The following is a 12,984-nucleotide window of genomic DNA, read 5'->3' on the forward strand; positions in this document are numbered from 1 at the left end:
GCTGCGCAATCGCATCGAACGGACCATCGGTAAACTCAAGCAGCTACGCCGTATCGCCACACGATACGATCGCATCCCGCAAAACTATCTCGCTAGCCTATGCCTCGCTGCCCTCAGCTTCTGGTGCTGAATGTCGATTCAGCCTAGACTCGATCCAGTTCAGATTGAACCGGATCAAGTCTAGATTTTGTCCGTTTTTCGTGATTTCCGAGCCGGCAGATGACCTCCATCTGCCTCGAAATCACTCTAATCGTTCTTGCAGGTGGCCTGGCCGCCAATCAGGCGCTGCCACCTCGCGCCATCTATGAAATCGCATCTCGCACGGCGACCGCGTTCAGCGAGCGAGACGCCCGGTCATGACCATGCAGATCGTCGCCAGCAGCGCGATGCCCATGAAAGCGGCCAAGCCCGTATAGACGTGAACCCCGCCCACATCGACGATGAGCTTGTAGGCGACGGGTGTCAGAAACACGCTCACGAAGGTCGCACTCCCGAACAGGCCGGTCGCGGTGGCCACGTGCGCGGGTGGGACCTTGCGGATCAATCGGGAGACGAGCAGCGGCGAAAGTATGCCCGATCCCACGCCCGTGATCGACAGTCCGACTATAGCGACCGCCGAACTGGCGGCGAGGGACGTAATCACCGTCGACGCTGCGAACGCCAAAAACACCAGCACGAACTGAAGGCGGTCGTCGAGCAGTCTTGCTATCCAGCCATAGCCGAAGGCGGTCACGGCACAGAGAAAAGCAGATGCAGAGATTGCCACGCCAACCTGCGCCGGATCGCTCATCCCCAGTCGGGAGAGGACGAAGGGTCCCTCGATCGACGACCCGTAGACGACCATGAAAATCCCGAGCACCAACAGATATGTCGGCAGGGTGGCGAGCCACGGAAAGCGCACCGCTGGAGCGGCGCCATCGAGCGGCACTTTCCGCTCACCCATCGAGCTACTCATGAGGACGACAGGAACCAGGACAAGCGTCCAGAGATAAGTCAGGCTAGCGGTACGCCACCCGAATTCACGTGCCAGCCACCCGCCCAGCACAAAGCTTGCGATCGCCGTCGTGGCCGCCATCGCATTGGCGAAACCGAGCAGCCTCGCGCCCGAGCGCAGGTCGAAATCCGCCGCGCGCGAGAGTGCCAAGGCGCTCAGAAGTCCGCTGGCGAAGCCCAGCACGACACGCGAAGCGATCAGGCTGGCGCTTCCGGGTGCCACGAAGCCGAAACCACCAGTCAGCGCGTAGAGCAGTAGCGACGCGATCATCAAAGTCTTGAACCCGAACCGATGCACGAGCAGGCCAGCGAGCGGCGCGGCTACGATGATCGAGAGCGACGGCGTGACCAAGATCATCTGCGCCATGAACGCGGCGTTGACGCCTGATCCGAATTCCCGCGTCATTTGCGGCATCGCCGAGACCATGGCGTCGGCGGTAATGGCGTTGAACGTCGAACTCGCGACCACCAGCGTCATGGTAGCGACTTTCGCGCGGCTCAACGCCCGATCCTCGTCCTCCATTGCAGACGCTCGGTTTGGCAAATCGCTCTCCTCGATGACCTGAGCGATCGGTATCGTCATGCGAGCCCTGGCCGCTGCTCGTGTTCCGGCAGCAAGCGGCTCCTCACTTGCCATCCGCCATGGCACGACCTGCTCGTCGTCCCGACCACACGCAATCTGCGAGTGAAAGTCCGCTGACATAGTTGTTCGATGGTATGCCAACCGCCGATCGGCCGGCGGCATAAAGGCCGGGGATCGATTTGCCGTCGCGCCCAAGAACACCACCGGTCTTCTCGTCGACGCTCAATCCTCCGGTCGTCAACGACGTGATCGGGCTGACCGGCATTTCATGTGCGAGGTTTATCGCGTAGAACGGCCCATCGCCGAACGCTTGGCGACAACCGTCGCTCTTCCCCATCGGATCTGGCGCACCGGTCCGCGCCGCTTCGCTGTACTCTGCAACCGCGCGAGCCATGTTCGCGGGCGGTACGCCCAATTTTCGCGCGAGACCGTCGATCGTGTCCGCCTTCTTTGCGCTGCGTTGCGCCTGCTTGACGGGAAACTGCTGAAAGGCGAACAACTTGCCCGAATTCACCTCGGCCAAGGCCGCATCCCAGATCGCTTGATCCACGACGAGCCAGGCCCGCCCGTCCGAAATCTCGTAGATCGCGCGCGATAGGTGCGCGCCATATTCTTCCTCGTTGGTGATCCGGTCGCCGGAGTAGCCGATGACGACGCCCTTCGTCCAATCATAGGGCGGATTTATAAACCGCCAGGCGGAGATCTTGTCGAGGTGCGCGGCGACGCCGCCTGCCGAAGCGCCGAGCCGAATCCCCGCGCCGTCGTCGCCGAAGGAGCCGATCGGCAGAGACTTTAGATAGCGCGGGGCATATCGCGACATCATCCCGCGGTTGCGGATGAAGCCGCCGGCTGCGATCACCACCCCTTGGCGCGCGCGGAAGTTGCGGCTGCTGCCGCTTCCTTCGGCCGCCCGGAACGCCTTGGCGAACGGTCGGTCGAGGCCGATGACCTGAAGCGCCAGCTTCGACGCCAAGGTGACCGAGCGCTTGTGGATTGCCGCGGCGAGACCACCCAGCACGCTGGCCTGGATGCCGACGACGCGATTTCCGTCCATCACCAGACGCTTCGCGCGCGTCTGTTCAAGAACCGTCACGTTGGGATGCGCCCTGACCGTCTGCTTGACGGCCTCCATCAGGTACCAGCCATTGTCCGCGCCTTCGACGAAACCGCCATGCGGCTTCTTCCCGCGCAGGGGGGGCGCATCCGGGACAAGTGCGGGATTCTTGGTTCGGTGACCGCGTTCGGCCGGAGGATGCTTGCCGATATAAGCAGGGACGGTGCCGTTGTCGGAATAATAGAGATAATATTCGGCGGTCGGGTGCGACGTCTTCTTGGGGGCCTTCGGGCCGCTGAAGTGGACCCCGCAGCGCTCGAGAAAGGCCAGCGTTTCAATGCTGTCTTCCGCAAATTGCCGCACGGTATCGTCGGTGACCAGGCCGTCCACCTCCTTGCGTAGATAGTCCGCCATCGCCTCCGGATTGTCCGACACGCCGCATTCCTGCTGAACATGCGTTCCACCGCCGGCATAGACGATGCCGCCGCTCACTTGGCTGGATCCGCCGCCCTGAAAGCGTTCAAGCAGCAGAACCTTCAGACCGTGTTCCGCCGCTTCCAGGGCGGCGCTGGCCCCGGCGAGGCCGAAGCCCACGACGACGACGTCATATTCCGCATGCCATCTGTCGATTGCGCTGGCCTGCAGGGGGCTTTCGATCTTGCTTGACGCTGCGTCGCGTAGTTCGGCGAGTTCCGGTCCGAAGGTCGCATGGGCGGCAGTTGCCATCTTAAAGGATCTCCCTGTTGCTGCTGGGCCGCGCGACATGTTCCGCAGCCAGTATACCGAATGTCATCGCCGGACCGAGCGCGGCGCCTGCGATCGGGTAGAAGTCGTATGTGACCGCGCATCCGACCCTTTGGGTCTCCGGGACCTGCGTTTATGGCCACATAATCAGCATGGACCTCCGGAGGGGTTCCGACAAACGGAAAGCCTGCCAGGCTCCCCGTCACGCATAGCTGACGATATCACTTTTTTGAGCCTCCCTTACTCGGAGGGGGGCGGGCTTATCCCATTCCTTGCATCTCATGCTCCTTTCCCCCGATGTCGTTCCTCCAGAAAGAAAGAAAGAAACCCTGCCCGGCGAGACGGGCAGAGTTTCTGGCTTGAGGGTTCTATCTAGAACTTAACGGAAACAGTCATGCCATAAGTGCGCGGATCACCCCATTTGCAGGCGGCATAGCCGATGCTGTTGAGATTGTTCGAGCAAAAGAGCTTGTATCTTTTGTTGGTGATGTTGGACGACCACACTGCAAGCGAGAAGTCGGATCCGAACAGTTCATTGAAGGACAGTCGCGCACCGAACGTACCGAAACTGGGCGTCTGGTAGATCCCCTGCACTGCAAGCCCCTTGGTCTTGCTGCGATAATAATAGTTCGCGCTGAGCTGCGTCTTAGCGAAGCTCTCGGGGATGAAATCCGCGTTGAGTGTGGCCGATGCTGTGAGGTTCGTACGGGGCACGCCAGCGAATTCCACACCCTGCAGATTAACACCACCCGCGAAGTTGATCGGGTTGGAGTTAGCTACCGGAAGCGCGGGGTTCGTCGGCTGCGGAACGACCGATCCCTTGCCGTAGCGCCCGACCTGATAGGAATAGCCGAAGTCGAGCTGGAGCTGGGGGAACGGCTTGATCGTGCCCTCCACCTCGACACCCTTGATCGTCGCCTTGCCGACGTTGAGGACCAGCAGGTCAGTGAAGGTGCCGCAAGCAGCAGGAATCGCTGGATTGGCGGCCGTATTCGAACAGAACTGAAGGATGTCCTGCGTCTGGATATCCTTATACTTGCCGATGAAGCCTGCAATGTTCAGGCGGTAGGGGATCGAGCCGAGCTCGCCCTGCCGCTTGAGGCCAAGTTCGAAGTCGGTGATCTTCTCGGCGCCGAACAGGCCGAACTCCAGCAGGCGCGTCGTCGGGTTGGGGCTGCCCGCTTTGAAGCCGCGGCGGGTGGCAAAGTAGAGCAACGTGTCGCGTGCGGCCTGATATTCGAGCGAGCCGGTCCAGGTGAGCGCCTTGTAGGTCCGGTGGGAGCTGAGATCACACCGCGTGCCGTTATTGACCGCGACGGCGTTGCCAAGCGTACTATTGAGCTCGTTACAGGAGGATTGCGGAATGCTCGGCCCGAACTTCTGCAGCTGATTGTTGCTTGTGCTGAAGAAGTTTTCAGTGATGTACGACTTCTTCTCACGCGTATAGCGCAGGCCAGCGGTCAGCCGCACGCCTTCAAGGCCAATCCCGCTGAAGTCGTACGTCCCCTGTGCGAACACAGCGGCCGACTTGCCCGTATCGTCCAGCTGCTGATGGCGGACCGGCCGCGGCCCATAGAAGGACGCCGGACCAACGACAAAGGTCGAGTTGACCGACAGCAGGTGCTTGCGATGCGAGTAGAAGGCGCCTGCGATGAAGTCGAAATTCTCCATCTTTGCGATAAGCTGAAACTCGTCCGAAAAATATCTATACTTATTAAAATAGTAAGTATCGTTATTTGTGGCCTGTCCGCTAATCACGCCGGCAGGAGCGCCGAGCAGCGGGCCGACGTCGAAGGTCATGCCCGACAGGCCCGACGGATCCTGATGATCGTATGCCCTCTCGTAGCGATAGCCGAATATGTTCTTGAGCGTGATTGAGTCGCTCACATCGAAGCTGGTCGTGTTCGCCAGGCCGTAAACATTGGATCGCGCGGCAAAATGGCTGAGTGCGGGATAAACGGCCTTTGTCAGGACGTCGCCGAAGTGAGTATTCGCAACCGACCGGAACGGATTGCCTTGTCGAATGAGCAGGCCGTTAGCGGTGTCGATCAGAGGTGTTCCGCCGCCCAACGCGCTTTGCTGCGTCACCGCCTGCTGCGTGATGCCGCGAAAAAAGTTGCCGGCTAGCGGCGCTGCCTCGATCAGCGACGGCGTTGGGACCTCGTCGCGATGGATATAGTCGATGGTGGTTATGTTCTCGAAAACGTCGGTTGGCTTCACCAGCAGCGTCGCCCGCCCGCTCTCGTTGCGGCGGTCGTTGAGGTTCTTTTGTCCTGGGCTCAGATTCTTGAAGAAGCCGTCCTGACGCTCGATCCGCCCGGCGATGCGCAGAGCGACCTTTTCGTCTACCAACGGCACGTTGCCCATGACCGTGCCCTGGACCCGGCCGTAATTGCCGACTTCCACCTCGAACTTTGCCTCCGGGACAAACTTGGGCCGGCTCGTGGTAAACAACATGGCGCCGCCCATCGAATTACGGCCGAACAAGGTGCCCTGTGGGCCCTTCAGCGCCTGCACGCTCTCCAGGTCATATAAGGTGAGGCCGCGCGTACTCTGCGGCACGCCATTCACGTAGGTGACCACGTTCTCGTCGGTGTTCAGCACCTGACGCTGGCCACGGATAATAAACTCGGGCTGTGACGGGAATGTATTGCTCGGCTTGATCTGCAGGTTGGGGACGCTGAACTGCAGGTCGTTCGTGGCAGTGACATTGCGGCGCTGGAGCGCCTCCGCCGGCAGCACGGTAACAGCGACCGGCACGCGCTGCAAATTCTCCTCGACCCGGCGTGCCGTGACCACAATTTCTTGGATGCCACCGCTATCTACGGCAGTCGGCGTCTGCCCGGCGTCTTGCGCAATCGCGGCTGAACCGCTCATGGCGACAGCGAGTGCCGATGCTGTCGTGAGTATCTGAATATGTTTCATGGAATCCTCCCCGTCTGGATTCAGCGCAGATGTGAGGCGCCGTATATTGATGCGATACGCTATATTGCGACAAAGCATTTTCCGCGATTTTTCGCGCGAAGCTATCTGCAAGCTGTGCCTGGTTTGGCCTTCGTCCGAAAGGACTATCAGCTGCGCTCCTGCTGGCGGATGATGCCAGCCGTCGATGTGGGTACCCCTTCAGGCGAGGGCGCGTGGAACAAAGACCACGCAAGTGACAAGCAGGGCGCCCTGCGGAGCAAATCGCATGGAGGACCAGTTTTCACAAGGCAGACCACGGACGGCGGCGACTACGATGCACGATAGCGGTTTGGGGCAAACCCCACCGGGAAGCGATCCACCAAAAATTGTGATGATCCGTGAGGCCTCGCCAAGCCCCATAAGTCGGCCTTGCTCCATGCAGGCCGGTCAATTTCAGTTCAATTACCGGTCCTGTTCTCAGATCCCGGTTTAGCGCCGCTGGCACGGAATCATCCCGAGCTCATCGTGCCAGCGGCGGGCGTCGTCCGGCCCAGGGCCGTGCCTGCTCAAGTTGCCCTGCAAGGCTTAACAGCAGACCCTCGGCGCCATAGCCGCCGGAGAACATCATGCCGATCGGAAGCCCGGCGGACGACCACGCCAGCGGCACGGACATGCTTGGCAGCCCGGTGCCGCTGTAAAGCGAAGTGTAGGCGCCGAAGGGCATGACATGGCGGTTGTAGGTCTCCTGATCGTTGGACAGCGGATCAAGCAGTCCCTGACGCAGTGGCAGCGTTGCCAAGGTCGGCGAGAGGATGACGTCGAAATCACGGAGCAGCTCGGCGACAGCCACCGCCGCCTCCTGCATCGTCTGGTTGGCGCGGATCACCTCCCAGCCTGACACCTGCATGCCGATATCGTAGATGAACAGGGTGCGCGGCTCGACAATTTCCGGTCCGACCGCAATCCCGGTCTGCTTCGCGCGCTCGGTCAGGTTCGCGGCGGTCGAGGCGGCCATGATCGCGAAAAACGCCTGGTTGAACGCATCGCCGTCGACTGCCGGCGCTGCCTCGGTCACCTGGTGGCCCAATTCCTCGCACAGCCGCGCTGTCTCCAGGACGGCGGCCTCAATGTCCGGATGGGCTCTCTCGCCTGCCAGCGGCCTCACCTGCAGCGCGATGCGCAGCCGGCCGGGGTCGCGGCCGACTTCGGCGAGAAAGGCCCGCGCCGGTGCGGGCGCGTCATAACGTGCGCCTGATTCGATGCCGTGGGTGGCGTCGAGCAGCGCCGCGCTGTCGCGCACGCTACGCGAGACGACGTGCGAGCATTTCGCTCCGATCCAGCCCTCGGTCCGCGGCGGGCCGAGCGGGATGCGCCCGCGGCTGGGCTTCAGGCCGAACAGTCCGCAGCAGGATGCCGGGATGCGGATCGATCCGCCGCCGTCGGTCGCATGGGCAGCGGGCAGCACGCCCGCCGCGACTGCCGCCGCGGATCCTCCGCTGGAGCCGCCGGCAATGTGGTCCGGATTCCACGGGTTGCGGGTGGCGCCATGCAGCGCCGTCACCGTGCTGGGGGTCATGCCCAGTTCGGGGGTGGTGGTGCGCCCGAAAGTCACCAGCCCGGCGGCACTGTATCGCCGCGCCAGTTCGGAAGTCACAGTGGCGCGATTGTCGCGGAAGAACGCGCTGCCTTCCTCGGTGATCTGGCCGCCAATGTAGATGTTGAGGTCCTTCAGCAGCCACGGCACACCGGTCAGCGGCCCGTCCGGAAGACCGCGAGCGATGTCGGCGCGGGCGGCCTCGTAATGGCGCTGGGCGATGAAGTTATATGTGGGGTTGAGCGTTTCCGCGATCTCGATCGACAGCTCGAGCATTTCGGTAGCGGATACTTCGCCGCTTTTCACCATGCGGGCGACGTCCAGGCAATCGTGCTCGAAAAAGAAATCCCTCACGTGCTCCTCCCTGCTTGTGGCCGGACGGATGAAGCGCGACGGCGCGGCCCGATGGCCTGCTCCCGGCATCGCTACCCCTGGTCGCCCAAGCCATATCCCTTTTTCGCCGACCTTCTGGCTCACTATCGGAACAGCGGGGCATGATCTGATAGGAGGGCAGCAACATAGGTCGGGATATTGCGCAATAACACTCATTCTGTCTGTCGGATCATTTACCGGCACGGGTGTCCCGTCGATCAGCCCACCCACCCGTTTACAAGGCTTGCGCGCAGACGATCATCGATGGTGGAATCGACATTTTCTTAGGCGGGACGCCCGAATCTGCCATGTAGAGCATGCGATCGGGCCCCAGCGCGACGTCATTGGGGAAGAGGACGGCGCGCGTGCCGCCATGGTCGATACGCGCCAGTAACCGGGGGTTCGGTGAAACGCGCACCAGTGATTGGCCCTGCCCCCGCCGGCCAGAAGCAGCCGTCGCAGTCTATCGCGAGCCCGTTCGATTGCCGCCAAGCTGACACAGGATTCGCGCGGTACCGTCGGCAACGAAGAGCAGCTGACGCCGCGCTGCTTTGAACTCTAACCTGTTAGGACGTGGCGGGCGCCGCTTCGAGGAATTAGCGGGGTGGCCGGGACGAGGAGATTGGAATTGGGCGGACTAGCGGTCGTCATCGGCGTACGAGGTTTCGGCATCAACTGCGCGCGCCGGCTCGGACGGGCGCGGCGGCTGCTGATCGGCGATTTTGACGCTGCGGTTCTGAAAGCGAAGGCTTCCGAGCTTGCAGCAGACGGCTATGATGTCGATTCCAGCCTGATCGATGTGTCGGACCCAGCTTCGGTCGAAGCCTTTGCCGATCGCGCAAGCGGCTTGGGCAATCTGGATTGCCTGTTGAATACCGCCGGCCTAACGCCCCGCATGGCAGATGCCGAGCGCATCTTGGACGTTAACATGCTCGGCACGATCCGGGTGATGGACGCATTTCTTCCACTCGTCGGCAATGGCTCGGTCGGTATCTTCATCGCCAGCAATGCCGCATATTACACGCCCGTGCCGACCGAGGTCGAGCGCGCCTTCGCGGTGGCGCCGGCCTCTGAGCTGATTGCGATCGCCAAGCGGGTCGAAGGCTGGGAGACCGGAATGGGCGCTTATTGGCTTGCAAAGCGTTGCAATCAGCTCCGCGTGCAAGCGCTGGCGCCTGCCTGGGGTATGCGCGGCGGCCGGATTCTTTCGGTGAGCCCCGGCATCATCGCGACACCAGGCATTGCCTTCGAGCGTAACGCGGGCTCACCCGTCGATGATGCTATCGCAGCGCAGCCCATCCGGCGGCTTGGGCTATCGGAGGAAATCGCCACTTGCGTCGAGTGGCTGGCTAGCCGCGACGCGGCCTACGTCACCGGCACCGACCTGTTGATCGACGGAGGCATGGTCGCGGCGCTCCGCTGGGGCAATCTGGCGACCGGAAACCCGCTGGACGCCGGCTGAAAGCTTGGGGAGAGGAAGATGTCAGACGAAAGCAGGTTGGCGGCGCTCGAAGCGCGGTTGCAGAATCTTGAGGATCGCCAGGCGATCAGAGACTGCGTAGTTCGCCTTGCGCGCGGAGACGATCGGCTCGACAGGGAACTGTTCCTCACCGTCTTCCACCCTGACGGGACAGACGACCACAAGGGTTTCAATGGCACACCCGACGAATTCTTTGACTGGATCTACGATACTCATAAGCGCTTCCACAAGACGACGCTGCACCATCTCACCAACCAAAGCTGCGACATCGACGGCGACACTGCCCACACCGAGACATACTGGATATTTTCCGGTTCGAACGTCGACGGCAAAAACAGCATAAGTTGGGGCCGCTATCTTGATCGGCTCGAGAGGCGGGACGGTCACTGGAAGATTGCCTTTCGCTATGCGATCATCGAGGCGATGTGTCTTGTCGAGGGCGCGCCCCTGCCTTTCGCTAATGCGCCAGATCCCTATGCAAGCGGATTGCCGAGCCAGACGCGATCCGATCCGTCCTATCTGCGCCCCCTTCTGAACCGGAGGGCTCGCCTCGTGCCGGCGCCGGGGTCAGACTACGAATGAGCAGCCGCTTGGCCATTGGAGAGAGGCCATGCTGTTTCCGAGTGCGCGGGAACTGAGCCGCGGAGCCGAACGCGCAACCGGGCAAACCGGTTGGGAAACGGAGCACAGCGGCACCCCGTTCGAAGCGCTCGAACTGCTCGCTGGAGCGCGCGCGTCCGGCAGCGGCGTGAGCCGTCTTTGACTAGGCCGAAGGACGCCATGGCGTGGGCTGCGCAGCTCTGGCTGCTGCTGGTGATCGCAGTCGCGCCCGCAGCCGCTCATCCGGTTTCCGCGGTGACGTCCGTCGAGATTGGCGAGAATATTCCGGCAGGCGTGTTCGGGGGAATAGCCTTTCGCCGGCTTCGTGGCGAGATTCACGGGCAAGTCTCGCCGGAGGAGGGGGTGGCGGGTATATCGGCGCATATGCGCGCTTCCGCGCTGCGCTATTCCGCTGCGTTCGAGCTGCTCGTGCCACAACGGGCAGCGAATGCGGACGGCATCATCGTGGAGGCCGCGAACCGCGGCATGGGGGCGCTGTCTACCCTGGCCGCCTTGCCCGCCCGCGATGCAGGAGTCGCGAACCCTGCCGCTCAGCGCGCGGATGGCGAACGGTTCCTACTCGGACAGCACCTCTCGCTTGCACTCATCCAGTGGCAGGTCGGGATCGCCTCGGGCGTACCGCCGGATGCCCAAGGCGTCGGCGAGGTGATCGTGCGCGATTTCGGTCGTTGGCTCAGCGGCCGTTTCCGCGACGGATCGACGCCAATCCCCGTCTTCCATCGCTTGATCCTTGCCGGCGTTAGCCAGAGTGCGTGGCTGGTCAACAGCGTCGTGGCCGAAGGCTTCAACGTCGATCCGGCAAACGGTCGCGGTGTTTATCAAGGGGTGTTTACGCGTAACGGCGTTGGCGTGGTACTGGCGATCAATCGTTTCGCCGCGGGCGGCGCACAATTTCCCTACGTGCCGCCCGACCTCGCGCCGCTCATGCCATCGGAGTTGCTCAGGCGGCCGCGCAGCGACCCTGTCCTGGTGGATCTCGCCGCGCTTACCGACTTTTATCGGTTGCGCGCCGGGCTTTTTGCGCGTGCGCCGGGTCCCGCGCGGCTTCATCGCTTTGCCACGATGGCGGCGCACGCGCCCGGCACGAACGCGCCGCTCGCGCAACTGTTCGGGGCGATGGGCTGCAATGGCGGACAGCCTGTCGCGCTCAACGCGGTCAGTGATGCGACGGCGGTCCGCGCGCTGCTGCTGGGGCTGGCCGACGCGATTGGCATCCGGACGGCGACGCGACACCGGCTGCCGCCCGACGCGCCGTTCATGCTCGCGCCCGCGCCGGCAAAACTCGCTGGTATCAACCGGCTCGGCAGCGCACCGCTTTGGATTCCGGCGGCCGACGTGGACGGCGTGCCCTTGGGCGGGATAGGGCTGATCGAAGCCACCGCACCCGTCGGGCGGCCCGCTCCACCGGCTTTATCGCCAGTCGGTGTCCGTTCGATCAACGACGTCTGCGGTAATTTTTCGGGATGGGAGCCTTGGTCCACGGCCGAAATCGGCGCGCGCTACGGCAGCAGGCAAACTTATCGCTCACTCGTGGCGAGGCGAGCGGACCACCTCATTCGGACAGGCTATCTGCTCGCGTCGGACAGGACCGCTGAACTCGATCGTGTCGAAAGGGCGCTGCCGCCGGACGTTCGGTGAGGGCGCACAACTGAGAGGAACAACGCCATGGAATTCGAAATCGTAACGGAAGGCCTGCAATTCCCCGAGGGCCCGATCGCGATGGCGGACGGATCGATCATATTGGTCGAGATGCGGCGCCAGACGCTGTCGCGAGTGTGGCCAGATGGCCGTATCGAGGTCGTCGCGGAGCTCGGTGGCGGACCCAACGGCGCGGCGATCGGCCCCGATGGCGCGGTATACGTCACGAACAATGGCGGGTTCTGCTGGTCCGACGAGGGAGGCTTCAGCATGCCGTCGGGCGAGGCGGATGACTATCGCACGGGGTCTATCCAGCGAGTCGATCTCGCAACCGGCGCTAGCACGACGCTCTATGAATCCTGCGAGGGCAAGCAATTACGCGGGCCGAACGATATCGTGTTCGACAAGAGCGGCGGCTTCTGGTTCAGCGACCTGGGCAAGATCGGCCAGGAACAGCTCGACATCGGCCATATCCTCTACGCCAAGCCCGACGGATCATCGATCCGACGAATGCGGAGTGGACTATTTGGTCCCAACGGCATCGGGCTCTCGCCCGACGAAGCGCGCGTCTATACCGCCGAGAGCTACACGAGCCGTGTGTGGTCGTTCGCGATCGAGGCGCCGGGCGTGCTGGCCCAGGAGAAAGAACCGGGACAAGCTCCAGTCGTGCTCGGGCCGCTGCCGGGCTACCAGCCATTAGACAGCCTCGCGATAGAGGCAGACGGAAAGGTCTGCGTGGCAACGATCATGAACGGCGGCATTTCGATCTTCGATCCGGCGGGCGGTGTTGAGCACGTCGGCTTCCCCGATCCGGTTGTGACCAACATCTGTTTTGGGGGCGCGGACATGCGTGATGCTTGGATCACCGCGTCGGGCACCGGCAAGCTGTTCAAATGCCGCTGGCCGCGACCCGGGCTGCGGCTCAACTTCAACGCCTGACGGCGGGAGCGTCAGGCCGCCGCGAGGATCATGTCGGCGGCTTTTTCGCCGATCATGATCGG

General features: G+C 62.6%; 9 protein-coding genes and 1 pseudogene. 6 read left to right on the forward strand and 4 right to left on the reverse strand.

Features of this window, described 5'->3' with window-relative positions:
- Positions 1 to 130: pseudogene (locus AC1DQK_RS16785) on the forward strand (IS5/IS1182 family transposase); the annotation flags it as partial.
- Between the two features lie 204 nt (positions 131 to 334).
- On the opposite strand, the gene AC1DQK_RS16790 reads toward AC1DQK_RS16785, so the two are convergent.
- From AC1DQK_RS16790 to AC1DQK_RS16805, 4 genes are all read right to left on the reverse strand, one after another.
- A complete protein-coding gene (locus tag AC1DQK_RS16790) occupies positions 335 to 1,576 on the reverse strand; it encodes an MFS transporter (RefSeq protein ID WP_477872589.1) in 1,242 nt (413 codons plus the stop codon).
- A gap of 43 nt (positions 1,577 to 1,619) precedes the next feature.
- Entirely contained in the window at positions 1,620 to 3,356 is a 1,737-nt protein-coding gene (locus AC1DQK_RS16795) for an FAD-binding protein (protein ID WP_477872591.1), read from the reverse strand.
- A 390-nt stretch (positions 3,357 to 3,746) separates the two neighbouring features.
- Positions 3,747 to 6,299, reverse strand: coding sequence for a TonB-dependent receptor (locus tag AC1DQK_RS16800; protein ID WP_477872593.1), 2,553 nt, complete (start codon positions 6,297 to 6,299; stop codon positions 3,747 to 3,749).
- Between the two features lie 499 nt (positions 6,300 to 6,798).
- Positions 6,799 to 8,226, reverse strand: a complete 1,428-nt coding sequence (locus AC1DQK_RS16805) for an amidase (protein WP_477872595.1) — start codon at positions 8,224 to 8,226, stop codon at positions 6,799 to 6,801.
- Positions 8,227 to 8,872: 646 nt separating this feature from the next.
- Between AC1DQK_RS16805 and AC1DQK_RS16810 the strand changes: the two genes are divergently transcribed.
- From AC1DQK_RS16810 to AC1DQK_RS16830, 5 genes are all read left to right on the forward strand, one after another.
- The gene (locus AC1DQK_RS16810; protein WP_477872597.1) at positions 8,873 to 9,706 is read left to right on the forward strand and encodes an SDR family oxidoreductase; all 834 of its coding nucleotides are present in this window, start codon (positions 8,873 to 8,875) and stop codon (positions 9,704 to 9,706) included.
- 18 nt (positions 9,707 to 9,724) lie between these two features.
- The gene (locus AC1DQK_RS16815; protein WP_477872599.1) at positions 9,725 to 10,306 is read left to right on the forward strand and encodes a nuclear transport factor 2 family protein; all 582 of its coding nucleotides are present in this window, start codon (positions 9,725 to 9,727) and stop codon (positions 10,304 to 10,306) included.
- 28 nt (positions 10,307 to 10,334) lie between these two features.
- Positions 10,335 to 10,487: a hypothetical protein gene (locus AC1DQK_RS16820; RefSeq protein ID WP_477872601.1), complete on the forward strand. Its 153-nt coding sequence runs from the start codon at positions 10,335 to 10,337 to the stop codon at positions 10,485 to 10,487.
- Positions 10,488 to 10,708: 221 nt separating this feature from the next.
- A complete protein-coding gene (locus AC1DQK_RS16825; RefSeq protein WP_477872603.1) occupies positions 10,709 to 11,983 on the forward strand; it encodes an alpha/beta hydrolase domain-containing protein in 1,275 nt (424 codons plus the stop codon).
- 27 nt (positions 11,984 to 12,010) lie between these two features.
- Positions 12,011 to 12,922 carry an SMP-30/gluconolactonase/LRE family protein gene (locus tag AC1DQK_RS16830; RefSeq protein ID WP_477872605.1) on the forward strand — a complete coding sequence of 304 codons (912 nt, stop codon included), beginning with the start codon at positions 12,011 to 12,013 and terminating at the stop codon, positions 12,920 to 12,922.
- Positions 12,923 to 12,984 lie beyond the last annotated feature (62 nt).

It is taken from the genome of Rhizorhabdus sp. P4_G5, assembly GCF_056401065.1.

Coding starts and splice junctions, on each gene's coding strand:
- AC1DQK_RS16790 (WP_477872589.1), bottom strand. CDS start 1,576: ATGACGATACCGATCGCTCAGGTCATCGAGGAGAGCGATTTGCCAAAC.
- AC1DQK_RS16795 (WP_477872591.1), bottom strand. CDS start 3,356: ATGGCAACTGCCGCCCATGCGACCTTCGGACCGGAACTCGCCGAACTA.
- AC1DQK_RS16800 (WP_477872593.1), bottom strand. CDS start 6,299: ATGAAACATATTCAGATACTCACGACAGCATCGGCACTCGCTGTCGCC.
- AC1DQK_RS16815 (WP_477872599.1), top strand. CDS start 9,725: ATGTCAGACGAAAGCAGGTTGGCGGCGCTCGAAGCGCGGTTGCAGAAT.
- AC1DQK_RS16820 (WP_477872601.1), top strand. CDS start 10,335: ATGCTGTTTCCGAGTGCGCGGGAACTGAGCCGCGGAGCCGAACGCGCA.
- AC1DQK_RS16825 (WP_477872603.1), top strand. CDS start 10,709: ATGCGCGCTTCCGCGCTGCGCTATTCCGCTGCGTTCGAGCTGCTCGTG.
- AC1DQK_RS16830 (WP_477872605.1), top strand. CDS start 12,011: ATGGAATTCGAAATCGTAACGGAAGGCCTGCAATTCCCCGAGGGCCCG.